Below are 23,515 nucleotides of genomic sequence, written 5' to 3' on the forward strand. Positions count from 1 at the left end.
AGGCGAATTGACAGTTTTGGCAGGTTCTGTCATCTTCTGTCCGCCGCTTCCGGTGAACGAGCGAGAGGTGATCTCATGCGACGAACCGAGTACGACGCGGGTCAGGCTGCCAAGCGCCTGAAGGTGCCCGCAGCGGCCTTCCGGTGGGCCCGGCACACCGGCCTCGTCCCCGCCCCCGACGTGTCCACCTCGCAGTGGTCCCGGGCCGCCGTGGAGGCGATGGACGCCGACGCCATCCAGGCCGCCATGCCCACCCCACCGATCTCCGGCGGCGCGGCGGCGGACCGGATCGCCGCCGCGCTCGGCGCCCCCAACGTGATCGGTGAGAAGGCGGCCGTGACGGCGTTCGTGGTGCGCCGGTTCGTCGACCGCGGTCTCCTAGTCGACCTGAGCGCGACCCCGGACGGGACGCTGCACCACCCCGGCCAGGTCGACCAGGTCTGCCGCCGCGCGGACCTGGCCGAGTTGGTCGCCGCCGACACCCCGCTCGGGCCCGAGCAGGCCGCCGCCCGGTTGGGGGTGCGCAGGGTCGAGTTCGACTGGATGGTGCGGCTCGGCTGGGTCCGCTCCCCGCAGTCGATCGAGGTCCGCTTCGGCACCAGCCGGGCCGGGGCCGTCGACGTCGCCCTCTACCGGTCCGCCGACGTCGACGCGGTCCCCGCCGCGCACCCGGAAGTCGACTGGGAGCATCTGCGCGCGGTGGAGAAAGGCCAGCGCTCCCCGCTCGCCGCGCTGGCGAAGCAGGCCGCCCCGGCCTGACGTGTACCGCTGTCCGGTGACGCCGCCTCTCCCCGCTGTGGCGGGCAGGGCGGCGTCGCCGTGCTGGGGACCAGCCGCGCGGCGAATCGAACGTTCGTGCTGGTTGGTCGGTATCCTGTGGGCGAGGTGACAGGGAAGGTCACCCGGAACAGGAACCACGATGACCACTGCCCCGCCGCCGATCTCGGAGCCCGACCCGTCCGCGCTGGTCTGCCCCGGTGACCGTGTCGGACTGTGCGCCGGCTGCCAGCGCAAGACCCACAAGTACGGCAGTGGCGGTTGCCCCTTGTGCCAGTGGTGCATGGCCCCGGTGATGGAGCGGTGGGGCCCGGGCGTGCGCTACGTCAGCACGCGCGTCTAGAGCGTGTCTCTTTGGTGGGCTCATCAGTTGATCGGATGTGCCTGTCCGATTAGTGATCACTGATGCGATGTGGGACCGGATCGAGCCGCTGATGCCCGCCGATCCGGTCCGCGGACGGCGATGGGCCGACCACCGCCGTACGCTCGAGGCCATCGCGTGGAAGTACCGCACCAACTCGCCCTGGCGAGACCTCCCCGAGGAGCTCGGTCCGTTCCAGACCGCGCACAAGCGGCTGATCAGATGGGCCGTCGACGGCACGTGGGAGAAGATCCTCGCTGCCGTCCTCGCCGCAGCGGATGCCGTCGACGACATCGGCTGGACCGTATCGGTCGACTCCACTGTCGTCCGCGCCCACCAGCACGCCGCCGGAGCACTCAAAAAGGGGCCGCAGGGCGGAACGAGCCGGCCGATCACGCACTCGGACGCTCCCGCGGTGGACTGAGCACCAAAATCCACCTGGCTGCAGACAGCCACGCGCGACCCCTCGCTCTGGCCGTCACAGCGGGCCAGGCCGGTGACGCGCCCGCCTTCGAGACGGTCATGGCCCGCATCCGGGTGCCGAGAACCGGCCGCGGCCGCCCCCGAACCCGCCCCACCGTGGTCCTGGCGGACCGCGCGTACTCATCCCGCGCGATCCGCGGCCACCTGCGTCGCCGACAGATCCGCGCGGTCATCCCACAGCCGTCCGACCAGGTCGGCCACCGTCTGCGGCGGGGACGCCGAGGCGGACGCCCACCCGGCTTCGATGCGGATGCCTACAAGCAGCGCAACACCGTCGAGCGGTGCATCAACCGCCTCAAGCAGTGGCGCGGCCTGGCTACTCGTTGCGACAAACTCGCCATCGCCTACCAGGCCGCACTCCACCTCGCCGCCATCCTCATCTGGACACGACGCTGACCAAGGAGACAGAACCTAGCCGCGCTTCGCTCGTGTACCCGGCCGGGTGAAGCCGCCCGGGCGGGAGAACTTGTCCGGGCGTCGGTACGTCGTCTGTGGCATGAGGCAGATCAACGAAGCTCATGTGGCGGTGCCGGGCCTGGCTGTAGTGGAGGTCGCGGCCGCCGATGACGAGACCGCCTTCGCCGTCCAGGAGTCGCTCGCCGCGCGGTACGCGATCGCGCCGGCGGACCGCACGATCCGGGAACCCGGCGAGCCCGGAGTACGGCTGCGCTTCTTCCTGGACCTGCACCAGAAGCCCGGCTCGTAGCACTGCGCGGCGGCGCCCCCGCCCCGCCGGCCAGCCGGGGCCGGGGCCACGGACGGGGTTGGCCGCAGCGTGGCCGGTCTGGCCATCAGCGGGGTGCATCGTCCAAGGTGGGGCGATGAGCGAGCTCCGTCCCGGTGACATAACTGACGAGATGCGCCAGGCCATGGACAAGGCCCTGCGGCACCGATTCCAGAAGGAACTGCGTGCCCTTGCAGCCACCATCCGCGCCGACGCCGAAGGCCGGTACGACAGCGCGGAACCCGGATGGCGGGCCGGCGTCGAGTGGACGCTGCTGTGGATCGAGAACACCGCCAGCCAGCTGACCGAGACAAGGCCGTAGGAAACGGCGGCCGCCGGACGCCGTCAGGGTGTGTCGCCGGAGTAGTAGAAGCGGCAGCTGACGCCGGGCCCGGACGTGCGGGGCTCGCCGGGGCGCGGGTCGTACAGCGCCCGGCCGCCGGGCCACCGGGAGAGCTCGGTGACCAGGGCAACACCGTCGTCGACTTCCTCGGCCCGCCAGCCGTGGATGTCCAGCAGCAGACCGTCCAGCGGCCCGCCGACCAGTTCGGCGTAGGTCCGGTGCGGCAGCGGGCCGGGGTAGGGGTCGTCGTGATCCGCGCCGTAGACACGCCGGTTCAGCAGCTGCTCGTCTCCGTTCATGCGATCAGCTTTCCAGCCGCCACCGACAACCACCCCGGCCTCCGAACCCGTCCGTTACCGGCGGCGCCCGATGCCGAACCGGCTGCGGGGCTTCACGGCCGGCGCTTCGGCTGCCGCGCGTTCGGCTTCCTCCGCCTGGCGGCGCGCGACGCGCTCAGCCTCCGCACGGTCGGCGGCCTGCGTCGCGCACGGCCCGCACAGCCGGTCCCATGCGCCGGGCCACGGGGACCGCTTGGTCTCCTGCCAGCGCTCGTCGGTGAACTTGGTGCCGCACTGCGTGCACACCGGCCGCTGCGCCTCCCGCTCCGCGGCCTCGCGTTCTGCCTGGCGTCGGCGGGCCTCGCGGAGTTGGACCTGGTACAGCCGCTCGCCGTCGGGATTGTCCAGGGCCTGGGTGAGGGTCTGCCACTCATCGCGCCCGAGCCTGCGCCACACCGCGCCCGCGGCCCCGGCCGGGTCGGCGGTGATCCGCTCCAGCTCGGTGACGACCACGGGCACCGCCTGGTGGTAGTCGACCGATGTGAACCCTGCGCCCCGGTGCGGGGTGCCGGCGAAGTAGGCGCGGGCGGCCTGCTCCAGGCGCCGCATCCGGCTGGCGCGCTGCGCGGCGGTCTTGCCCGTGAACACGAACGCCACCGGCACGTACCCCTCCCGCCCGGTCGCCGGGTAGAGGCGCGACCACAGCCGGAAGTCGTGCACCGCCGCGCCCCGGGCCGCCATCGCCTTGTTCGCGTCGGCCTTCGGCGCCAGGAGCTCGAACCACTCGGTGTAGCGGCGCAGCTTGTCCACCAGGTCGTCGACGGGCTCGGTGACCCGGTCGACCTCCAGGAGCATCGCGGGCACTCCGGCATCCGGCGCGCGCATCGTCAGGTCGGCGTACTGGGTGTACCCGTACGGGAGCTTGTGGGCGATCTCGGTCTGCCAGGACAGTGGCGTGCCGTACCCGGCCCCGGTGAGCACGGCCGCGGTCGAGGTGACGGCGGCGGCGTGTTCGTCGTAGCCGTCGGATTGGACCGGCCGGCCTTCGTCGTCGTACTCCAGCTTGCGCAGCGCGGAGAGGCGCACCGTCTTCGGCAGCAGCAGCCTGGCTTCCTTGTGGCCCCTCTCGGTGAGCACCCACAGCTGGTGTCCCGACTCCAGTCGCGTCTCCACCCGGACCAGGCCCGACTCCTTCAACGCGTTCAGGGTGTCCCTGGTGATCCGGTCGTGCCGGTCGGCGGGGCGCAGCATCCGCCACAGCTGATCGGCGGTCGCCCGCTGGAAGATCCCCAGAGCCCTCAGCATTTCCTTGCGTCGCACTCCGGTCGGCTTCCACACCTGTGCCGGCCTGAGAGGGTTGTCGAACGCGTCGCGGGACCTTGACTTCCGGGGCTGGCTTGCGGTTACGCGCCGGGTGGGCGAAGTGGCCGTGGAGGGGGCGATGGAGGGGCCCGTGGAGGGGGCCTGCGGGACCTGGTCCACGCCGTCGCAGGGCCGGCGGTCGCGGGCGGCGCGGTCCTCGTGGGCGGGGTCGGGCGTGTGGTCGGTGGGCACGGTGTCCTCGGTTTCTCCGGCCGGCGGGCCGGGTCGGCGGTCGTCCGGCCCGCACGCGGATCTGCGCACGGGCCGGAGCCACCGTGTGAAGCCACCCCTTGACCGCGGTCTGACGGCCACCAACAACCGGCGCCCGATTCCTCCTTGACCGCCCCTTGCAGTCTGAGTTTGTCCGTGACCGGAGTCACGCCCGGCCCGTGTCCCGGAGCGCGGTCTGTCCACAGGGCCGGGCGCGCACCGTAAGGGCGATCGGCGGGGCGCACCAGGCCCCCGGCCAGTGAACGACAAGGAGTTGTCATGGAGACGACGTCGCCCAAGGTGCACCGGCTCGCGCCGGAGCAGATCCTGCGGGCCTGCGACTACGTGGAGCTGGTCTGGCAGGAGCAGGGCAGTAAGGAGGAGAAGGCCGCGCTGGAGGCGTTCCACGCCGACGGACCGGAGCTGGCGCGGCTGATCGGTGAGTTCGGTGCGCTGCTGCTGGCCGACTACCTCACCGTCGTGCCCGATGAGCACGCCGACTGCGAGTCCGCGCACGTCACCGGGAAGCTGGTGACGGTCGCGAACCGGTACCTCAAGCGGTGGTGCCTCGCGAGCGGGGCCGGGGCGCACACCGCGTGGATCGCGGCCGGGTTCCTGATCGAGTGCATGCAGGAGGTCGACCAGGTCCACCAGTTCCTCGCCGACATCCACCGCGACGCTGGCGCCCGGTACGGGGCGGCCGCGGCCTGAGCCGAACCGGCCGGGACGGCGCCCGGGGACGGAGATCTCTCCTCCCCCGGGCGCTGCCCGTTTTCGGTGGCGATGTCGTAGGTAGCGGAGGTGGACAAGGGGGTGCACGACCTGCCGTGGACGGTGGAACGGGTGGCGCCCACTCCCCCGCCGTGCCGCCATCCACTCCCACCCGGTGCCGTCGATCGAGTGGAGTCCACCCCGTCCGGCCACCGGGTGCGGTGGAGTCCACCGAGTAGGGTCCACTCCACACGGTGGAGTCCACTCCCGGCGCAGTGGTGCGCTCGGTGCGGTGCGGTGGTGCGGTGCGCCGCGCGTTCCTGGTGGTGCGCACCGGGCCACGCGGTGCGGGCCGATGCGGTGCGCGGCCCCGTCGCCAAGGAGGCCCAGCCGGAGCCGGGTTCCTATATCACACGCCCCCTTGACCGCGATCTCTTCGAAGTCCCGAATGCGCGTTATGCGGACCTATATTGTGCGGCAGATCACATGCGGAGCGGCTGGGGAACGGGTCAGCGGGTGCCCGCTGCATCGGGCCGGACAGAGGTGCGCACCGGTGCGCCAGGGCTGAGTTCACCGGTGTGTGCGCGTCGCCTCGCGCGCGCCACGGTGCGGTGCCCGGCGGTGCGCGACGGCGTCGGTGCGCGCACCGGATGCCTCGATGTCCCGCACCTCCCACTGGTCGGGTGCGCCGGAGTGAGCCTCCGCCAACTTGAAGTCGCAGGTCAAAGGGTTGGTGTGACCGATGCTCGGGGTACTCGTGCTGGTTCTGGGCGGGAGCCCACGGAGAAGATCATCCGGCAGCGGTTGATTTCGAGGTTCGTCAGGACGAGCCGCAGGAGGCGGCTGGCGCGGGCGGGATCGGTGCGGACCTTGGTGAGGATCCGCAGTACCGCAGCACACCAGCAGTCTCGGCGGAACCATAAGTTCGTGAGACGGGTTCCTGGGGGAGGTTCGAGAGCTGCTTACAGGGCGGTGTGCAGCGCAGCGGTCAGTTCGCGGTTGGCGGTTCGCCGTCGATGTCGTACGCATGAGTGGGCGCCTGCCGGACCGGACAGCCGCCCCGCTCTGTGTCTCCGCCTGTCCGCTCAGCCCTGAACGACGTTTCCCGCCTGGGATGCTTCCTGCCGCTGCCCGTTGTCCAAGGCCGCCGGCTCGCCCTCGGTCAGCTCGCGGTGCCCGCCCCCCGTCGAGGAACTGGTGACGGAGCCGTGCACGTCTGCGCCCGTGGACTGGCCGGCGGACATGGCAGCGACCGCTTCAGCGGCAGTGGCATGAACCGGCAGGAGTGCGTCGACGCCGGTCATGCTGAGCATGCGCATCAGACGGTCGGGGACAGCGGCGAGGCTGAGCAAGCCGCCCGCCGCCTGGGCCGCGTGCCAGATGCGGATGAGCGCGCTCAGACCGGCGGAGTCGCAGAAGCCGACCTGTGCCAGGTCCAGGACCAGGCACGGGTGCCCTCGCTGGATGATCTCCAGGGCTTTGGAGTGCAGGGTGAGCGCGGTGTGCATGTCCACCTCCCCGACGACCGTGGCGACGGCAAGGCCGGGGCGAGGGTGCTGGACGGTCAGGTGGAACGTGTCGGTCACGTCGGTCATCACTCCTGGCCGATGTGTTCGGGGGCGGCGGCGGTGTGGGCGGTGGCGGCGGCACCGCTGTCGGGTGCGGCCTGGGGGCCGGGCACGGACAGGGCCAGCAGGGCCACGTCGTCGCCGGCTCCGTCGGGCAGCGAGGCCAGCAGCGTAACGGTGTCCTCGACCAGGGAGGAGGCGGTGACGGGCCCGGTGCGCTGATGGAGGAAGCCGGTCAGGCCGTCCTCGCCGAGCATGGCGCCTTCGGTGGTGCGGGCTTCGGTCAGCCCGTCGGTGTAGAGGAACAGGCTCTCCCCGGGGGTCAGGGAGAAGGTGGTCTGGACGAAGGGTGCCTGGGGAAAGGCGCCGACGAGCATGCCGCCCTGGGGGCGTACTGCCTTGACCCATACCGCGCCGCTGTCGTCGGGGCGCACGTGGTAGGCCGGCGGGTGGCCGCCGGTGGCGATGGTGACGGTGAAGCCGCTGCCTTCCCGGGGCTCGAGGAGGCCGAAGAGAGCGGTGCAGAAGCGGCTGCCGGCGGTGACGTCGGTGAGCAGCACGGTGTTGAGCGCGCTCAGCACGGTGACCGGGTCCGGGTTGATCTGGGCCGCGGCGCGCAGGGTGTGGCGGGCCAGAGCGGTGACGGTCGCCGCCTCGGGGCCCTTGCCGCACACGTCGCCGAGGAAGAACGCCCACCGGCCGCCGTCGAGGGAGAAGACGTCATAGAAGTCACCGCCCACGTCGTGGACGGAGGCGGTGCGGTAGTGGCAGGCCAGCTCCAGGCCGGGCACCACGGGAAGAGCCGGGGGCAGCAGGGTGCGCTGCAGGGTGGAGGCGAACGCGGCGATGGCGGCCTTGTCCTGCTCCGCCTGCTCCCGCGCCGCCCGCTCCGCCTCGGCCCGCGCCCGTTCCGCTTCGGCGTGACGGCTTTCCGCCTCCCGCCGCTCCTGCTCGTCGCGCAGGGCGCGCAGCGCCGACAGCCGCAGCTCCATCTCGTCCAGCACGATCGCGGCGAGATCGGCCAGGGTGGCGGTGTCGTCCTCGGTGATCGAGCGCGGTCTGGTGTCGAGGACGTTGACCGTGCCCAGCCGGTGCCCGTCGGGGGTGATGATCGGTGCGGCGGCGTAGAAGCGCACCCCCATCTCTCCAGCGACCAGCGGATTGCCCGCTGCCACAGGATCACGAAGTGTGTCGGGAATCACCAGCGCGTCATCGCGCAGGATCGCCGAGCCGCACAGGCCCGGATCGCGGCCGATCTCCTTGACGCCTTCCAGGCCGTGGGCGGCCTTGAACCAGATGCGGTCGGTGTCCACGATCGTGACCGTCGCCACCGGCACGTCGAAGAGCCGGGCGGCCATCGCCGCCACCCGGTCGAACGCCCCGTCGGGCGGAGTGTCGAGGATGTCGTAGCGGCGTACCGCCGCTATACGGGCCGTCTCCGCATCCGGGTCGGGGACCAGCTCGGGGCGGCGCCCGGGAGCCGGGTCGGTGGCCGATGCCTGCTGCATCATCGGCTTTCCTCTCCGTTGATGGGCTGCCGCCGTGAACGGCACGAACCGACGCAGCCTAAATCGACCACATGCCCGAACGCCAATGTCGCCGCCAACAGCTCCCCGCCACGGTGCCCCGCCCGGCGCGGCACGTCCCGGTCATCGGCCCTCGGCACCGTGCATGGTGAGCTTTTTCCACCGCTGATCGGTGCACTTCTGCCCGCATCACCTGCACACCGGCCGCCGGGCCTCCCGCTCAGCTGCCTGGCACCGTCTTCCTCCGCTTCGGCGCGGGCGGCCTGGTGGCAGTCGAGAACGTCACCGTCGGGGTTGCTGAGCTCGGCCGTCAGCGTCTGCACGCCTACGCCGCCACACCGCCGCGCCCGTGTCGTACTCCTGAAGCTGGTCCAAGGGGTGAAGACGACCGGCACGGCCTGGCTGTAGTCCTTCGCCGAGCGCCTGGCTGAGTTTGATGACGAGTACCACATCGTCGAGTACGGGAACAGACGTTGGCCCAACTCGATGCTGAGGTCACGGCCGAAGCTCAGCGTCTGGCGCATGGTCGGCCCGACCAGAACCACATTCGTAGCGATCGAGCCCTGAACAAACGGTCGTCAGTAGAAGTAGGTAGCTGAACTGTCCGGTTCTTGCTCGCCGTAGTCCTGCAGCCTTCTACGATCCGGTGCATGCTGGATCCCGAGCTGCTGGAACGGATCACCGCGCGGCGCGCGGAACTGGACGAACTCGAAGAGCAGCTGGTCAAACAGCTGGCGGAAGTGCGGGCCGAGCGGGATGAACTCGCCGTTGCTGAACGCGTCCTTGAACGGATGACCGGGCAGCTCGCCGAGGAACGTTCATCAGCCCGACCGATGCCGGGGCAAGTGGCCGGACGGGCGGTGATGCTGATCCCACACCGCGAGCCGGGAGTGGAGGAGGACGCCCTGCCATGGGACTACCAGCGCATCATCGCCGCCGTGCGGCAGGCCGCCGGACCGGTCATGGCCCGTGAGGTCGGCGAGGTGGTGGGTGTGGACATCAGCGTGCGGTCCAAGCTGGAACCGCTGCGCAGCAAGCTGGTGAGGCTCGTCGATCGCGGCTGGCTGCGCAAACTGCCCGACGGCCGGTTCGCCACCCGCCTGTGACCAGCAAGACCGCCGCTCGGAGCGGCTCGGCACGGGCGTAACCGGGGTGCCCCCGGCGGCCGTTGGAATTGTGTGACGAATACCGAAGAGCGCGCCGAGGGCACCTGCCCGCTTGTCTACCAGTGCCGTCTGCCGCTGTCCACGAGCACCGTCAACCACCTCGCCGATCTGCTACAGCGCCGCCTGAAGGCGATTCGCTCCAGGTGGCGCATCCTGCCGCCTGGGAAGATCGCGGTGATCGTCCTGGCCGTGCTGCGTCACGACCAGCGCCTGGCCGACATGGCTGGCGGAAACAATGTGTCCGAGTCCACCGTCCGCCGCTGGCGCGACGAGCTGATCGGGCTGCTCGCCGCCCAGGCGCCGCGCCTGGACCGCGCCCTGAAGAAGGTCGCCAGGCAGGGTGGGGAGGTGGTGCTGATCGACGGCACCCTCATTCGCACCAGACGCCGCACCGGCAAGGCCGACCGGCGGAACTACTCCGGCAAGCACCGCAGCCATGGCCTGCACTTCCTCGCCCTGACCGACGAGAACGGGCGTCTGATCTGGATATCCGCCGCCCGGCCCGGCCGCACTCACGACAACACCGCCGCCCGCCACGACCACATCCTGGCCCAGCTGCGCGCCGCCGGTCTCGGAGCGTTGGCCGACCTCGGCTTCCGCGGCCTGGACAACGACGTCCTCGACCCCGTGATCGTCACCGGCTACATCGCCACTCGTACCCACAAGCTCACTCAAGGCGAGAAGGAGGCCAACCGAGTCCTCGCCGTCGGACGGGCACCGGTCGAGCACGGCTTCGCCCACCTCAAGAACTGGCGGATCCTCACCAAACTCCGCACCGACCCCGCCCGCGCCACCCACCTCCTGCGCGCGCTGCTCGTCCTGACGAACCTCGAAATCAACCGCTGACGGACGATCTTCTCCGTGGCCTCCCGCCCACGACCAGCACGAGTACCCCGAGAACCGGTCACACCAGCCCTTTGACCCGCGACTTCAAGTTGGCGGAGGCTCAGTGGAGTTCACCCAGCGTCACGGTGGAGGCCACTCCCACCCGGTGCGCCTCGCGGTGGGCTCCACTCCCCTCGGGTGGATCCTCACGGTGGGCTCCACTCTGTGGGCGTCACGCCGCCCACCGGGTGGGTGGTGGGGTCCACCGTGTCCACTCACCGGAAGTGGCGGCGGCGCAGGCGCGCGGTGCGCCACGGGTTCGGCCGGCCGCCGGGGTAGTGCCGGGAGCGGCGCCGGACCGGCCGCGGCTTCGGCGTCGGGTACAGCGCCGTCCGCAGCCGGCTGGCGTCGGCCAGGTGCTCCAGGCGCTTCCGCTGCTTGGGCGAGAGCTGTATCAGGATCAGGTCGACCACGGGTTCCTCCTCGTTCACGGGGGCGGTACTCGTACTCTCGCCGTGCCCCGCTGTCTCCGGGGCTGGGGCGCCGGGTGCGTGCCAGGCGCTGGCGCGGTGGCTTCGATGTGCGTCCCGCCGGGCGGTCACGGCCGGAGACCGGGGCCTTGGCCGTGGCCGGGCTGCTGGTGCTGCTGCTCGTGCTCCTGGCGGTGGCTGTCGGCGGGGGCGTCGGGCGCGGCCGGGGGGTTCGTGTCCTCGTAGGCGCGGCGGCGGGCGTCGGCGGCGCGGGTGAAGGCGGCGAGCCGCTGCAGGTTCTTCGGTGTGCGCAGCCACGTCCCCGCGTCGGTCGTGCGGCCCGCGAGGTACTCCTCGGGCATCGCGGCCTGCTGGTGGGCGTGGACGGCGGTGGCCCGCTGCACCGGGGCGGGGGCGGCGTCCCGGCCGGGGTGGTCGACGGCGTGCGGCGGGGCTGACGCCTGGTCGTGGTGCCGCTCGCCAGTGTGCGCGGTGGCCGACGTCGCGGCCGGGGCGTCGGCCTGCCCGGCGGGAGCGGTGCGGGCGGCGCGGATCGCGTTGCGTACGGCGAGGCTGGCGACCAGGGCCCGCTCGTAGCGGGACGACTCGCGGGGCGGTGTGCCGTCGGTGCCGGCGATGAACCAGGGATCGGGCGCGGGGAAGTCGGCGGTGTAGAAGATCTGGTCGGCGGCCGGGGGTCGGCGGCCGGGCTGGGGATCGGTGGTCTGGCGGCCGTGGTCGGCCAGGGCACGGTGGGCGATGTAGTCGTCCAGGCCGCGAGTGAACGCGCGGCCGCGCAGGGTCTGCAGCAGATGCCGGCGCGCTTCGGCCAGGACGTGGCGGCGGGCGAACCTGCCGCGCACGGTGAAGACGACCGCGGCGACGTCGACGGCGGCGAGCACGACGTCGACGTGCGGGTCCACCCGGGCCCGGATCGCCGCGCCCGCCGCGCGGCAGCGGTCCAGGAGCCCGTCGACCATCTGCTTGCCGAACTTCAGCAGCGCGGACGCCTTCCACCACGCGAGCAGCTGCTCCAGCGGGCGCGGGGTCTTCTTCTCCCGGCGGGTGTCCTGCGCCGCCCACCACCCCAGACCGTGCCGGGCCTGCTCGCCGGGCAGCCGCCCGTGCTTCTGCGCGTACTTGTAGGTCAGGCCCTCCAGGACGTCCTCGATCTGCTGGCGGCGGGTGGCCGACCAGTCGATGAGTTCGGAGTCGACGCCGGCTACCTCCATGACGGGGCGCAGGCCCGGCGTCACCTCCCGGGGCACCGTCGCCAGCCCGAGCTCCTCGCACACCTCGGTGGTCATCGTGAGGGTGTAGAGCGTCCCGGCGGCCACCACGTTCTGGTACAGGCGGTGGGTGTCCAGGGCGCCCCACACTGGTTCGCCGTTGTCGTTAAGGCGCTGTACGCGGTTGAGGATCAGGCAGTGGTCGTGCAGGAGTTCTTCGCGTTCAGGGTGTCTCATGAGACAGCTGATCGCGACCTTCGCGCCGATCAGCGAATCGCGCGCCGCGCCGCCAGACGGCGTGAGCCTGTGAGGCGGTGAGACAACGCCAAGATGCTGAACCGGTGCGCCGGCTCCGGCAGAACAGTGGGTCATTGATGAGGCTCCATGATCTTCCCCACCAGCTGCTTGGAGGTTCCCTAGACCTGCTCGCCGTGAATTCCCATCTGCAGCAAGTTGTGGACCGGTGCCGCTCGGGCGGGACCAGCTGTTGCTGCGCCGCGGAGGCTATGTCAGTGCCTCCTGCGATCCTTCTTCGATGATCAACGAGTACGAGAAGCTGCTGGCGGGGCTGGACGATGTGGACTGGGCCAGCCTGTCCCACGCCTACGAGTCGGCGCATGACGTTCCAGGGCGTATACGCACCCTGTGCGGGAGCGACGACGAGGCGCGCAAGCAAGCGTTCAGCAGCCTGTTCAGCAGCATTTTTCACCAGGGCAGCCGCTATTCGGCCTCTCCGGTCGCCGTGCCGTTCCTCGCGAGAATCGCCCTCGCAGGCCCCGCAGCCGCCCGCGAGGACACGATGTGGCTGCTCACCCGGCTGGCCGTGGACTGGCACGACGAGTACGACGTGACCACCGGCATCAACGTGGACGGATGGCGTGCGGCCGCGGCGGAGGCCGGACCGGAGGAGCTCCTGCCGTGGTACGAGGAGCAGCTAGCCGCCGCGACGGATGCCGACCAGCGCGCACAGCTACAGGAGATACGGGACTGGGTGGCGGCCGGTAACTCGCCCGATTCCCGGTGGTCGGCGCTTCAGTCATACGACGCCGTCCTCGACGAACTCCCGGGCCTTCTCGCCCTACTCGACGATGATGACGCCCGTCTGCGGACCCGGATCGCCTACCTCCTGGCTTGGTTTCCCGAATTCTCCACCACCTCACTGCCCCGCCTCCTCGCCCTTGCTGCACACGAGAAGGACCCGGTCACCGCAGCCACCGCGCTGCTTGCCGCCGGCCTCGTCGGCCCTTCTTCCACGGCCGAGGACATCACCCCGTACCTGGATGCCGCAGATCCGCTGATGCGGTGGGCCGCGGCCACCGCCCTCATCCGCCTTGCCGGCCTTGACGGAACCCCTGTCGGCCCCGGCCTGCTCGGCCGGGCTGTCACGGAACTCACCGCAGCTGCCCGCAGCCCGTTCAATTGCGTAACCGACTACTGCGAGGGCGACCTTCACGGCCACATCGAGCGCACCCTGCATTCCCTGCCGCCTGGCTCGGACCCGGCCGCCGTGCGCGAGGCGCTCGACGCATGCCTGCCCCGCATCGTCTGGGACTGCTACGGGTCCCGCACCCGCAGGGCGATCGAGGAGCTCTTTCCCGCTCCGCAGCCGCACCCCGCGCCCCGCTACGCCGACCTGACAGCGGCGCAACAGCAGCTGTTGGGCGATCTCGCCGGCCACCGGCACGCGTGGCTCATCCGTTCGTCCGCAGACCGGCTGCGGGACCTCGGCCTTCCCCACACGCAGGAAGCACTGCAGTCCTTCGTCGGAGCGCACCGCACCGCCTGAAGCACCGCAGCACCACGCAGCGAGCGAAGGAGTGCTCAGGAACGTAAAGGCAGCACGGCTACTCAGCCCGACACGCACGCTGAACACGCGAGCTACTCCTGCTGGCCACCTGTGAGGCGCTCGTTCCGTTCCTCACTCAGTTGAGAAGCGGAGCACGTGAGGCATCGAGCAGCCCCGACCGATCTCAAAGATCCTCATCATCATCTCGGCCTCCTGCGCTGGGGGCCGATTCCAACGACGACGGTCGTGGCCCGTTCGCTGAGTTCGTCGCGGAGGGCTTCGTTGTCGTGGTGGAGGGCTGCGATGGCGACGGCTGCCGCTTGAAGCTGCTTCTCCAAGTGGGTGCACTGCTGGGTCTTTGCGGTCAGCTTCTTGCGCAGGTCAGCGATGATTGTGTCGCGTTGCGCTTCGCGCGGGGTCGTCTTCCCGTGCTGGGCGATGTGGGCGTCCCACTCGGCGAGGACTTCCTGGGCTCTGTTCATGGTGGCCCGGCTGACCTGGGCTTCTCGCCAGAGGTTCTCCTTGGTCAGGCGCCCATCGGTCCTCTCCGGTCGTCCGGCGAGGAGTCTGGCCATGGCGGCGCGGAGGGCCGCGCCGCTCTTGGTGCTGACCCGTCCTCTCGTTCCATCCCCGGCGGTCATGTGCGGGCCTCGCCAGCTTTGTCCAGGATCGCTTCGACGCGTTCGAGTTCGCGGGTGATCAGTTGCTTGCGGCAGGCGGGGAGGCCCGGGGTCTGCAGCAGCTTCAACAGGGTTCGCCGGTGGGAGTCGTGGATGGGGAGGTGTTCGATGCCGATCATGCTGTTGCCGCATCGGTCGGGTCGGCATCGATCGTGGAGAGGACCGGTGTGGCCTGGGGGAACAACGGCGTGCTCGAGGCAGACGGCGCCGGAGGGGTTGGTGTCGTCGTAGAGGCAGTTGTTCAAGGTGCCGAAGCGGATGGTGACGCGTGTCTTGCGGAGGAGGTCTTCCTCGACCCGGGCGTCCCCTCCGCGTGCCTTGGCGGTTGAGATGATCTGGTCGAAGGCGCTGGTGAGGCGGTCTGCTCCGGGGCCGAAGCCGATGACTTGACCCTCTTTGTGGAGGTTGAAGAGGTCCTTGATCTTGCGGAAGCGGGCGACTTCGATCGCGTCCTTGAGGTGCTCGGCCCAGGACGTGTCTCCTGCGGCATAGCCGCGGGTGGCGGCGTTGGCCAGTGCCCTTGTCGCGATGTGCTTGAGCTGGATGCCCAGCGCGATCTCCGAGCCGGCGAACTGGTCGGTCAGCATGGCCATGGTCCGGCGGAACATGTGGGGCCGGACGTATCCGTCGGGGATTTCATCGAGGCCCGACCAGGCTCGGCCCTGATTCACGCTGTCGATGAACGACCTCAGGAGGCGGACTCCGTGGACCTTCTGCGTCCCTCGGCGGGGCATGGCGGCGAAGATGCGGTCGCTCTCGGTGAGTAGTTCGGCGACGGCGATGGCCTCTGCCACGGGCTCTGTGATCCACCAGTGCTTTCGGGGCTGTCCGGGGCGGCCCTTGTGAAGGGTGGAGGCGATGGCGGGCGAGCTGTAGTGCTCGACCACGCTGTCACGCGTGATCTCCTGGACCTCCGAGTCGCGCATCATGGAAAGCCCGACCACCGGGACGAATGCGGCATTCCGGAGCGCGATTCTCAGGTGGTAGAGGGAGTAGGCGTCGATGCCCGGGTGCCAGGGGCCAGTGCTGCCGTCGGGCCGCGTGACGTGCACCAGGTCATCGATGATGCTGTCCGGGCAGAAGCGTCCTTCGGCGACTGCCTCCATGGCCATCCGGCATCGCTCCGAAGCGCGTTTCGAGTGTCCGTGGAAGAGCGCGTTGCCTGATTTCCTGTCGAACCCGAGTAGCAGGGCCAGGTAGTGGTAGTTCGGCTGCGGGATGGTACCGGTCGGCCGGCCATTCTCGAAGCGGACGGGGACCTTGTTGGCCGGATCGGCCAGCCACGTTCCGACTTCCTCGTGCCTGCCCAGGATTCGTGTGGAGGCCGCGGCCTTCAGCTTTTCGTAGCGGTGGCTCGCGCGGAGGATGTCGGGCGCGAAGGTGTGGATGTAGGTCCACGCCGCGCGGATGAGCGGAAACCAGATGTGCGGGGGGACGGGCTTGAGGACCAGTTCCGAGGACATCGGGTAGTCGGCCACCTGCCGGGCGGTCTTGCCGGGCCAAGGATCGTCGGAGGGCCAGGGCAGACTCAGCGCGGGCGCCATCGCGGTCATCTGCCGAAAGAGCGTGACGTGGCTGGTTGTGGTGGCGGGTCCGGTGGTGGTGCTGTCCCGCATGTACTTGATCCGCCTTCGCAGGACGTCGCTCGTCCATTGATCAGGACAGGGCGGCAGACCGTTCTCGGCAGCCCAGTTCGCCAGGCGTCGCAGGTAAGAGACGAAGTTCTGCATGGTCGCGACGGCGACGCCCGTGCTGCCCAGCGACAGGCCGTGATTGATCACAGCGCGGTGGGTTGGGTTCGCGGCGATCATGAGGACTTCGCGGGTCAGGAGATTCCAGTAGGGGTCGGTCAGCGGTCCCGCGAAACGGATTCGCCAGGTGCTGGGGGCGACGTTCGCCGGGCGTCGCAGAACGCTGTTGAAGTCCCAGAAGTCGGTGTCCCCGAATCGCGGGATCCTTCCGCCGGGGTCCGCTGCACCCGTTTGTGACCGGCCCTGGATGACCGGCTCGTCGTCGCGGAACAGTGGGGCTCGCAGCTGCTGCGGCAGGGTGAGGTTCACGCGTCGAACTCCACGTGGGCGGCCAGGGGCAGGCTCAGGGATTCCCGGCCGGCCTCGATGTGCTTGCGGGCGAGTGTCTTGTCCGCGTCGGAACGGCCGGCGAGGACGGCTTTGAGGTTGGTGAAGCTCTGGCCCCACTGGGCGGTGAACACCTCGGGAGGGAGTCGTCTGCGCAGTCGCTCAAGGTGTTCTTCGAACAGCAGCAGCTGGGGAAGCTGGCTCGGCAGGATCCACGCGTTGCGGCATTCCAGACAGCGCAGGGGCGCGACCGAGCACAGTTCACCAGCCGGGCTGAAGGGGGACTCCCATGGGTTGCGGCAGTGGGTCACGCCCATGTCGAGCTGTCCCTGGATGATCCCGTCGGCCTCCCGTTCCGCCAGGCCGAGAGCTTGGAGCTGGTCAGCATCCTGGAGCTGGTCGACTGTCTCCGGCGTGACGACGGTGGGCCCTTTTGCATCCTCATCCTTGGCCAGGGCCTTGTTGAACCAATGCTTCTGCGCGGTGTTGATCACCTGTCCGGAGAGGATCCGCAGCGTGGTGCCCTGCGCGTAGTGGCCGGCGAACGTCTCCTGGGTGTGGTCGTCCGCCGCCGCGCTGATCCGTCCGCCGGTGACGATCGCCTTCTCCACCTTGGTGGATTTCCGCAGCCGGCCCACGTGCCTCTCGCCGGTCACGGTGACGCCCCAGGTCTGCAGCCATGTAGCGAAGTTCGCCTTGGGGACCAGAGGGTTCCATTTGTCGAAGACGAGGCGTCCATCGGTCCAGGCCGTGGCGCGTACGAACAGAGAGTCGGTGATGTGGGGTGCGTTCTGCCGGGCTCGGTCCGTGGCCGCCATGAGCCTTCGGACGACTTCACTGGCCTCGCGGCGGGGCTGGTCGGAGAAGACGTCGCCGGCTGCCTCATCCGCCGCACTGCTGGGGTTCGCGTCGTAGAAGGCTCGGTGCCGCATGCGCGAGGCCCGGTTCTTCACCAGGGTCAGCCGGACACCCTTGGGAAGGAACTCGACGTCCTTGGCGCCGAACTGGGTCAGCTCTTCCGGGGCATGCCCGGTGGCATCGACCAGGAGGACCCGAAACGCGTGCAGGTCGAGTGTCGTCGGGTAGAGCGTCTCGACCAGGTACTTGATGAGCCTGTGCTTGGACGCGTTCGACACGAAGGTGCCGTCGGCGCGGAGAGCGACCTTGCGGAGTTCTTCGGGCCAGCACGCCGCCGACGGCATCGCGGTTCGGATCTCTGCTGGCTGCAGGCCCCCGTGGCCGAGCGCCCAGAGGAGGTCGGGGATGCTCGTCCAGCTGCCGGTGCCCGGGTGCCGGCCCGTCCCGGCGAGTTCCCACCCCTTCTTGATCCGGGCTTCCATCGCCTGGACGCACTTCCAAGCGGCGCTGACCATGGCCCGCTTCTCGGCGCGGGTGAACTCATCCCGCTCATTGGACTCACCCCAGGGGATGGTGATCGGTCCGCGGACGAGACGAGCCAGAGCAGGGTCCACCTGCCTGTCGGCGTGATCGTCCCGGCGCATGATCAGAGTGCGCACGCCGCTCGAGAGGTAGCCCGGCCACATCGACCCGGCTGCATAGGTCTTCGGCAGACCCCTCTCCCACTCGACCATCAAGTCCACCAGCCCCGGCCGGCTCAGGGTCAACCGAGCGGCCGCGGGCCCAGCCTGGGCGCCCATCGCCTTGCAGAACCGGTTGATCGCGGAACGGTAGGAGACTGCCCACCCGGTAATCTCCGTGGCGGTCACGTACTCGACCCATTCGTCCGCCAGCTCCGCTGCGAGACGGGAGCAGGTGTAGTCGGCCGGGTCGATGTAGAGAACGATCTGCTTCACGGCGCCGCGCTTGCCTTCGACCGCGCGGATCCCCAAGCCACCGGGTCCGACCGGAGACGCGAGGGCCTGGCGTACCAGGTCCCGCTTGGCGTTGGTCAGGGGCGTCACGGCGTGCCACCCCCGTTGGCACCGACGCCCAGAGCGTGGGCGGCGATCTGCGCGTAGGTGGCTTCCCCGTCCCCGAGCCAGTTGCGGAACGCTTCCTCGAAGTCGTGGATCAGGTCGTCGGTGTACTCGAGGTAGGCGTAAGTGGTCTCCGGGCTGGAGTGACCCAGTCTGCGGCTCACGATCAGCAGCGGGTTGTAGCGGATGTGCCCGGTGAGGTAGGAGCGGTGCCGGCGCTGCCGCCTGGCGTGATCCGGTTCTTCCCCGTCCATGAGGTTCTCCAGATAGGTCAGCAGCTGGAGTGCGTAGGTGTGGCGCAGGTCGTGCCAGCGCCAGCGCTTCGCGGGCAGACGCGGAGTCGTCTCGTCAGCGAGGCCGGCCATACGTCGCCAGGCCGCGTGCCGGTAGCGCTTCCAGGAATCGGCTCCGGGCATCAGCCCTCCGCGGCAGATGAAGACCGCCAGCGCTTCCAGCCCGAACTCACCCTCGTGAACGGTGATGCGGCGCAGGTTGGCCGGCATCGCCGAGATCGCGTACTCGCGCTCGACTCCCCGTAGCGTGCCCCGGACGCGCCCGTCAGCGTAGTCGATTCGCTTGACCACGAAGAGGTCGCGGTGCTTGCGGGCGAGTGTCCGCGCCGCTGCCCGGGCCAGCTCCGGACGTTCCAGCAGGCAGTAGGTGTCCACCGAGTCGATGGCGTCCTCGGGAACATAGATCGTGCGGGCCTTGCCGTACTTCGCGCACGCCTGAACCGTGAACTCGGCGCCCGATCGAGCGACACCTGACCCGACGCCGAGCTCGGGAAGCAGCACGGTGGCCCACTCGCGCCAGCGCGAACCGGTGCCCAGCGCGAGATCGGCACCAGCACGGCCGCGGTGCGGCGCCGACCCGCGGAAGGAACGGTTGACCTGAGCGTCCGGAAGCTGCCCACCCAGTCCCACGTCGCGGAAGTACCGGTACTGCTCGAACGTCATGTGCCGGATGTCCATCCCCAGTCGCATCCGCGGGCTGAGCGCGTTCCTGCCGCGAGCGGCGACACGCACCGGACATCGATCCAGGTGCCTGTTGTCCACCAGGAAGCCGTAGAACCGGTCGATCAGACCCGACTCCTTGCTCCAGGCCGCAGCCCCGATCGGCCGCCGCTGGTGCCTGGTGCGAAGCCTCTTGTAGGCCACCAGGTCGGACTCGGTGGCACTCAGCAGATCCGCCCCGCGGCCACTCTGATGCCGGTCCAACCGAGCGATGATCCGGCCGTAGTCGCGCATCGTCGAGGCGTCCAAGTCGGCGTACGACAACGACCTGGCCCACGAGTTCAGGGGCTCGACCGGCAGCAACGTCTCGTCGTCAAGGTAGATCGGAGTGCCATCCGAGATACCCCGATGCTCCAGAAGCGCAGCCACCTCGGCGCCAGACAGGACGTCGCTCTGCAGGTACCGCTCCACCACCGCCCGATCAACCGAGAACAGCTGCACCCGCCACTCCGCTCAGAAGGGATGAAAGACGAGATGTACCAGGTGCCAGCTGTCCGCAGAGCTGATCTTCACTGTGCCGAGGGATGGGTAATGAGACAGATCTGAAACGCCCCAAGAACAGGAGCGGCAGCCCGTCGCGGTTGTCGAAGTGCCGGAACGCCGCGACGACCAGGGCCGGCGTCTTGGCGCGGCCGCGGCCCGAGGACCACCGGGTCTCGGCGACCTCGTCCTCCAGCCAGCGCAGCGCGGTGGCGATGGCCCGCTCGTGCGCCCGCTCGATGACCCGGCGCGTCTTGTTGTCTCCCAGCGCCCACAGCACGATCAGGGACGCCTGCGGCCGGAAGGTGAAGTCGAGGGCGAGCAGCGGGGTCTGCTTGCGCGCCTCGATCTCCTCGATCGGCTGCCCCAGCACGGTCCGCCGGCGGGCCGTGGCCGGGTAGGCGTCGTCGTCCAGGAGGCCGCGCTCGATGCGGTCGGCGTCCGGGTGCCGGCCCTGCCCGAAGACCAGCTCCAACTGCCGCTCGGACACCTCCGCGCCCGCGGTGAGCCCCAGCGCACGCAGACCACGCCCCAGCCACCGTCCCGGTGGGAGCCCGGCCAGCTCCTGGGCGTCCTTCAACGACTGGCCGGCCCGGCGGCGGCCGTCCCCGAACGCGACTCCGCGCACGTAGTACCGCCACGCGTTACGCCTCTGAACCTTCGCGACACTCAGCATCCCCACAGGGGACACCGGCTCTGACCTGCGCAAAAGCGCGGTCCCGTGCGGCGGGAGAGTTCACCGGAACTTCACCGCCCCACCCGCCGGGCGGGCGTTTTCGGCGCCGTCGTGCCCGCCCGGCGGACACCACCCGGGCCATGTAAATGCTGCGCGGCCCCCAGTCACACCCGCCCCACAAGCCCCGAACCGCCAGCAGACGCCACCCGCCCGTACATCTACGTACCGCTCCCCCACCTGACGGCCAAAGCGCCGCCTGCACCACGTCACTCACTCTCCGCCCCCGGCAACGCCGGGGGCTTCTTGCTGCCCGGAGGACCGACGTGCCGACCTACGAGACCCTGCCCCGCTTCGCCACCGACCTGGACCGCCTCTCCCCGGAGCAGCGCCGCCGCTTCCGTCAGACCGTGGCGGCCTTCGTCGAGGACCTGCGCACCGGCCGCTTCCGCGCCGGCCTCCGCGTCAAGCGCGTCCAGCGCGCACCGGGCATCTACGAACTGACCTGGTCGATGGGCACCGGCCCCGCAGGACGCGCCACCTGGGAGTACGGGCCCGAACGCCGCCCCGGCACCCCGCACGTCATCTGGCGCCGTATTGGCACCCACGACATCCTCACGGGTCCGTGACGCCGTACCGCGTCGGAAGCAGCGGGAGGACGGTCAGTTGCTGGCGGGCTCGGCGCCCGCGCCGAAGGGCTGGACGTCCGTGACCGCGATGTCCATCCGGAGCCGGGCGAGGCGCACCGGGTGCCGCCACGCTCCGCGCTCCTGCGCCGTGTCCACCATGATCTCGGCGATCAGCATCGGTTCGACCAGCACGACGTCGAGCGGGGTGCGCGACCCCCAGGAGGTCGTGAACCGGACGCCCTCCCATGGGTGACCATGCCCTGCGGGTGTCAGCCGCTCGGCCAGGTCCCGCGCCGCGTCCGGCCGCAGCGGCGTACTACGGGCGACCGCCCTCAGCACACCCTCCGCGTCGAGGCGGCCCAGCACGAGCGTCTGCGGCCGCCGTACGGTGCCGGTGATCGCGCCGACCACCGCCTCAGTGGTGTCCCGGCGGCGCACTTTGTAGAGCGCGCGGGCGCCGGGCAAATACCGCTGCTGCGTGCCTCGGATCACCAGGCCTTCGACACCGGGTACCTGTGTCCAGGAGGTCAGCCACTCCCGCGCCGTCGCAACATCGCCCGTCTCCGGGCAGAGCGTCCACGGGGCACTCAGCCCGTGGTCGGTGAACAGCCGCTCCAGCCGCTTGCGCCGCTCGCCATACGGAACGTGCAGCAGCTCCTGGCCGTCGAGCTGGAGGACGTCGAAGACGATGAAGTACGCCGGCATCTCCTGGGCCAGGCGGGTGGCAGTCCTGCCGCCGGAGACGGCTCGCCGTTGGAGCGCCTCGAACGACATACGGCCCTCCACCCACACGACCAGCTCGCCGTCGAGGACCAGGCCGTCGGGCAGGTGCGCGGCCGTGTCCACAAGATCAGGGAAACGGCTCTGCATCAGGCTGCCGCGGCGGGACTGCACGAGCACCGGGCCGGGCGCCGGCCACGGCGTGAAGACGAGCGCCCGGTAGCCATCGAACTTCGGCTGAAATCGAAGCCCACCAGGCAGCGCGCCGGGCGCGGGCACCGTGCCGCGGGCCTGCGCCAGCATCGGCTCCACCGGCGGCCGAAGCACCATACGTCCGGTCTACGGGCTGGCCGCTGTCCCCGCGACCTGGCGCAGCCGGTGGTGTCGAGGTCTTGCAGCCCGCAACCGCGCGACCGTGAGCTTCGTGCCGATGGAACGGATCGCGGACGTCATCATGTGATGAGCGCGCACGACCATGCGCGGTCGAATCTCGTTGGGGCGGGACATGAAGCTGACTGGTGAGCCGGGCAGAGTGGAGGCGCTGGCGGAGGAGGCCGTCGTCGCGGCGTGCACGCTGGCCGACGCCGCCGACCCGGCGCGGTGGAGCGCGGGCGCAGTGGAGGACGTGGCCTCCGCCCTCGAGGTCCTGGCCGGTGCGCTCGCCCAGCTCGATCCGGAATGCGCGGAGATTCTCTCCGTGGTGCCGGTCGCGGCGGCCGCCGTCGTCGAGCGCGCCGAGCAGGCCGGAGCCGGGGCGGGCGAGTCGGGCGGTGGCAGAGCTACGGCCGGGACAAGCGCGGCGCTGCGCCAGGCACTCGCCGCGCACGGTCTGACCCGGCACCGTGTCCACCAGCTCGGTGCCGCGCTGGTCACGGTAACGCTGGATGCCCCCGAGGCGCAGGCCCTGGCCGTGCTCCTCAACCAACGCGACACCGTCCCCCGCCAGGCGCAGCAGCGGGACCATGACAGCTGGGGGTCCGGGCCAGCCGAGACCGCGGCCGCCGCGCTCGCCGACGCAGTCCGCGCCCATGGCACCGGCGCGTACGCGCGGGTCCTTGCCTCCGGGCAGGTGAGCGCCGGCCTCACCCCACAGGCGGCTCAGGCGGTGGTCACGGCCCTCACCGCCCGCCCTGGCGCCGCGCCTCGTGGCAAGCGGCGCGGGCTCGGTCCGGGGTTTAGGGGTGTCGCCTCACGCTGACTGCCCGGGGCTGGTGCCGCCAAAATCGCGGGACTTCTCCAATTGGGGAAGTCCCGCTCAACAGCAGGGGTCAGCCCTTCAACGCGAACAGCTACCCCGCACCCGGCCGCCCGGCGGGGCTTCGTGTTGCACGGAGGAGTTCACCGTGCCGTACGAGGCCCTGCCCCGCCTGCTGTGGCGTCTGGCCCAGTGTGCCTGTGGCAAGCCCGCCCTGGGGGGGGGGGGGGGGGGGGAAAAAAAAAACCCCCCCCCCCCCCCCCCCCCCGCGCAACACCGACCACCAAAAAA

At 70.3% G+C, this 23,515-nt stretch carries 23 protein-coding genes; 11 read left to right on the forward strand and 12 right to left on the reverse strand.

What is annotated here, in order from left to right:
- The first annotated feature begins 75 nt into the window (after positions 1–75).
- From ACZ4W9_RS36835 to ACZ4W9_RS36855, 5 genes are all read left to right on the forward strand, one after another.
- Positions 76–759 (forward strand): hypothetical protein, encoded by a 684-nt coding sequence (locus tag ACZ4W9_RS36835; protein WP_467943343.1) that lies wholly within the window; start codon positions 76–78, stop codon positions 757–759.
- Positions 760–919: 160 nt separating this feature from the next.
- Positions 920–1,120 carry a hypothetical protein gene (locus tag ACZ4W9_RS36840; RefSeq protein ID WP_467943345.1) on the forward strand — a complete coding sequence of 67 codons (201 nt, stop codon included), beginning with the start codon at positions 920–922 and terminating at the stop codon, positions 1,118–1,120.
- A gap of 67 nt (positions 1,121–1,187) precedes the next feature.
- A protein-coding gene (locus tag ACZ4W9_RS36845; protein ID WP_467943405.1) for an IS5 family transposase occupies positions 1,188–2,017 on the forward strand; the annotation gives its coding sequence in 2 pieces (ribosomal slippage) (positions 1,188–1,494 and positions 1,494–2,017; 831 coding nt in all).
- Between the two features lie 100 nt (positions 2,018–2,117).
- Positions 2,118–2,327 carry a DUF6207 family protein gene (locus ACZ4W9_RS36850; RefSeq protein ID WP_467943348.1) on the forward strand — a complete coding sequence of 70 codons (210 nt, stop codon included), beginning with the start codon at positions 2,118–2,120 and terminating at the stop codon, positions 2,325–2,327.
- 115 nt (positions 2,328–2,442) lie between these two features.
- A complete protein-coding gene (locus ACZ4W9_RS36855; RefSeq protein WP_467943351.1) occupies positions 2,443–2,667 on the forward strand; it encodes a hypothetical protein in 225 nt (74 codons plus the stop codon).
- Between the two features lie 23 nt (positions 2,668–2,690).
- Here ACZ4W9_RS36855 and ACZ4W9_RS36860 read toward each other — a convergent pair whose 3' ends face one another.
- Entirely contained in the window at positions 2,691–2,987 is a 297-nt protein-coding gene (locus ACZ4W9_RS36860; RefSeq protein WP_467943353.1) for a hypothetical protein, read from the reverse strand.
- A gap of 54 nt (positions 2,988–3,041) precedes the next feature.
- Positions 3,042–4,286 carry a replication-relaxation family protein gene (locus ACZ4W9_RS36865; RefSeq protein ID WP_467943357.1) on the reverse strand — a complete coding sequence of 415 codons (1,245 nt, stop codon included), beginning with the start codon at positions 4,284–4,286 and terminating at the stop codon, positions 3,042–3,044.
- 531 nt (positions 4,287–4,817) lie between these two features.
- Between ACZ4W9_RS36865 and ACZ4W9_RS36870 the strand changes: the two genes are divergently transcribed.
- A complete protein-coding gene (locus ACZ4W9_RS36870) occupies positions 4,818–5,249 on the forward strand; it encodes a hypothetical protein (RefSeq protein WP_467943359.1) in 432 nt (143 codons plus the stop codon).
- A 1,085-nt stretch (positions 5,250–6,334) separates the two neighbouring features.
- Here ACZ4W9_RS36870 and ACZ4W9_RS36875 read toward each other — a convergent pair.
- Both ACZ4W9_RS36875 and ACZ4W9_RS36880 read right to left on the reverse strand, forming a co-directional pair.
- Positions 6,335–6,844 carry an STAS domain-containing protein gene (locus tag ACZ4W9_RS36875; protein ID WP_467943361.1) on the reverse strand — a complete coding sequence of 170 codons (510 nt, stop codon included), beginning with the start codon at positions 6,842–6,844 and terminating at the stop codon, positions 6,335–6,337.
- Positions 6,844–8,328 (reverse strand): PP2C family protein-serine/threonine phosphatase, encoded by a 1,485-nt coding sequence (locus tag ACZ4W9_RS36880; protein ID WP_467943363.1) that lies wholly within the window; start codon positions 8,326–8,328, stop codon positions 6,844–6,846. Before ACZ4W9_RS36880 ends, ACZ4W9_RS36875 begins: the two co-directional genes overlap by 1 nt.
- A 665-nt stretch (positions 8,329–8,993) precedes the next feature.
- On the opposite strand from ACZ4W9_RS36880, the gene ACZ4W9_RS36885 reads away from it, so the two are divergent.
- Together ACZ4W9_RS36885 and ACZ4W9_RS36890 are read left to right on the forward strand one after the other, a co-directional pair.
- On the forward strand, positions 8,994–9,449 hold the full coding sequence (locus ACZ4W9_RS36885) for a hypothetical protein (protein ID WP_467943365.1): 456 nt from the start codon (positions 8,994–8,996) through the stop codon (positions 9,447–9,449).
- Between the two features lie 72 nt (positions 9,450–9,521).
- Complete coding sequence (locus ACZ4W9_RS36890; RefSeq protein WP_467943367.1) at positions 9,522–10,355, forward strand: transposase family protein; 834 nt, start codon at positions 9,522–9,524, stop codon at positions 10,353–10,355.
- A 254-nt stretch (positions 10,356–10,609) separates the two neighbouring features.
- Here the strand turns inward: ACZ4W9_RS36890 and ACZ4W9_RS36895 are convergent, their stop codons facing one another.
- Positions 10,610–10,807, reverse strand: coding sequence for a hypothetical protein (locus ACZ4W9_RS36895; RefSeq protein ID WP_467943373.1), 198 nt, complete (start codon positions 10,805–10,807; stop codon positions 10,610–10,612).
- Between the two features lie 125 nt (positions 10,808–10,932).
- Positions 10,933–12,270, reverse strand: a complete 1,338-nt coding sequence (locus ACZ4W9_RS36900) for a relaxase domain-containing protein (protein ID WP_467943375.1) — start codon at positions 12,268–12,270, stop codon at positions 10,933–10,935.
- A 298-nt stretch (positions 12,271–12,568) separates the two neighbouring features.
- Here ACZ4W9_RS36900 and ACZ4W9_RS36905 point away from each other — a divergent pair, with 298 nt between their 5' ends.
- The gene (locus ACZ4W9_RS36905) at positions 12,569–13,819 is read left to right on the forward strand and encodes a hypothetical protein (protein ID WP_467943377.1); all 1,251 of its coding nucleotides are present in this window, start codon (positions 12,569–12,571) and stop codon (positions 13,817–13,819) included.
- Between the two features lie 200 nt (positions 13,820–14,019).
- Here the strand turns inward: ACZ4W9_RS36905 and ACZ4W9_RS36910 are convergent, their stop codons facing one another.
- The 5 genes from ACZ4W9_RS36910 to mobF are packed head-to-tail and all read right to left on the reverse strand — an operon-like array spanning position 14,020 to position 20,683.
- Positions 14,020–14,460 carry a hypothetical protein gene (locus ACZ4W9_RS36910; RefSeq protein WP_467943379.1) on the reverse strand — a complete coding sequence of 147 codons (441 nt, stop codon included), beginning with the start codon at positions 14,458–14,460 and terminating at the stop codon, positions 14,020–14,022.
- The gene (locus ACZ4W9_RS36915; RefSeq protein ID WP_467943381.1) at positions 14,457–16,559 is read right to left on the reverse strand and encodes an integrase; all 2,103 of its coding nucleotides are present in this window, start codon (positions 16,557–16,559) and stop codon (positions 14,457–14,459) included. The genes ACZ4W9_RS36910 and ACZ4W9_RS36915 overlap by 4 nt, the downstream gene beginning before the upstream one ends.
- The gene (locus ACZ4W9_RS36920) at positions 16,556–18,499 is read right to left on the reverse strand and encodes a hypothetical protein (RefSeq protein WP_467943383.1); all 1,944 of its coding nucleotides are present in this window, start codon (positions 18,497–18,499) and stop codon (positions 16,556–16,558) included. Before ACZ4W9_RS36920 ends, ACZ4W9_RS36915 begins: the two co-directional genes overlap by 4 nt.
- Positions 18,496–19,968, reverse strand: a complete 1,473-nt coding sequence (locus ACZ4W9_RS36925) for a hypothetical protein (RefSeq protein ID WP_467943386.1) — start codon at positions 19,966–19,968, stop codon at positions 18,496–18,498. The genes ACZ4W9_RS36920 and ACZ4W9_RS36925 overlap by 4 nt, the downstream gene beginning before the upstream one ends.
- Complete coding sequence (gene mobF / locus ACZ4W9_RS36930) at positions 19,949–20,683, reverse strand: MobF family relaxase (protein WP_467943389.1); 735 nt, start codon at positions 20,681–20,683, stop codon at positions 19,949–19,951. The genes ACZ4W9_RS36925 and mobF overlap by 20 nt, the downstream gene beginning before the upstream one ends.
- A 323-nt stretch (positions 20,684–21,006) precedes the next feature.
- Between mobF and ACZ4W9_RS36935 the strand changes: the two genes are divergently transcribed.
- Positions 21,007–21,309 (forward strand): hypothetical protein, encoded by a 303-nt coding sequence (locus ACZ4W9_RS36935; protein ID WP_467943391.1) that lies wholly within the window; start codon positions 21,007–21,009, stop codon positions 21,307–21,309.
- Positions 21,310–21,342: 33 nt separating this feature from the next.
- Here ACZ4W9_RS36935 and ACZ4W9_RS36940 read toward each other — a convergent pair whose 3' ends face one another.
- The gene (locus ACZ4W9_RS36940) at positions 21,343–22,359 is read right to left on the reverse strand and encodes an ATP-dependent DNA ligase (protein ID WP_467943393.1); all 1,017 of its coding nucleotides are present in this window, start codon (positions 22,357–22,359) and stop codon (positions 21,343–21,345) included.
- A gap of 175 nt (positions 22,360–22,534) precedes the next feature.
- Between ACZ4W9_RS36940 and ACZ4W9_RS36945 the strand changes: the two genes are divergently transcribed.
- Positions 22,535–23,227: a hypothetical protein gene (locus ACZ4W9_RS36945; RefSeq protein ID WP_467943395.1), complete on the forward strand. Its 693-nt coding sequence runs from the start codon at positions 22,535–22,537 to the stop codon at positions 23,225–23,227.
- The last annotated feature ends 288 nt before the right edge of the window (positions 23,228–23,515 follow it).

The sequence above is a fragment of the Streptomyces sp. NPDC029296 genome (genome assembly GCF_055569255.1).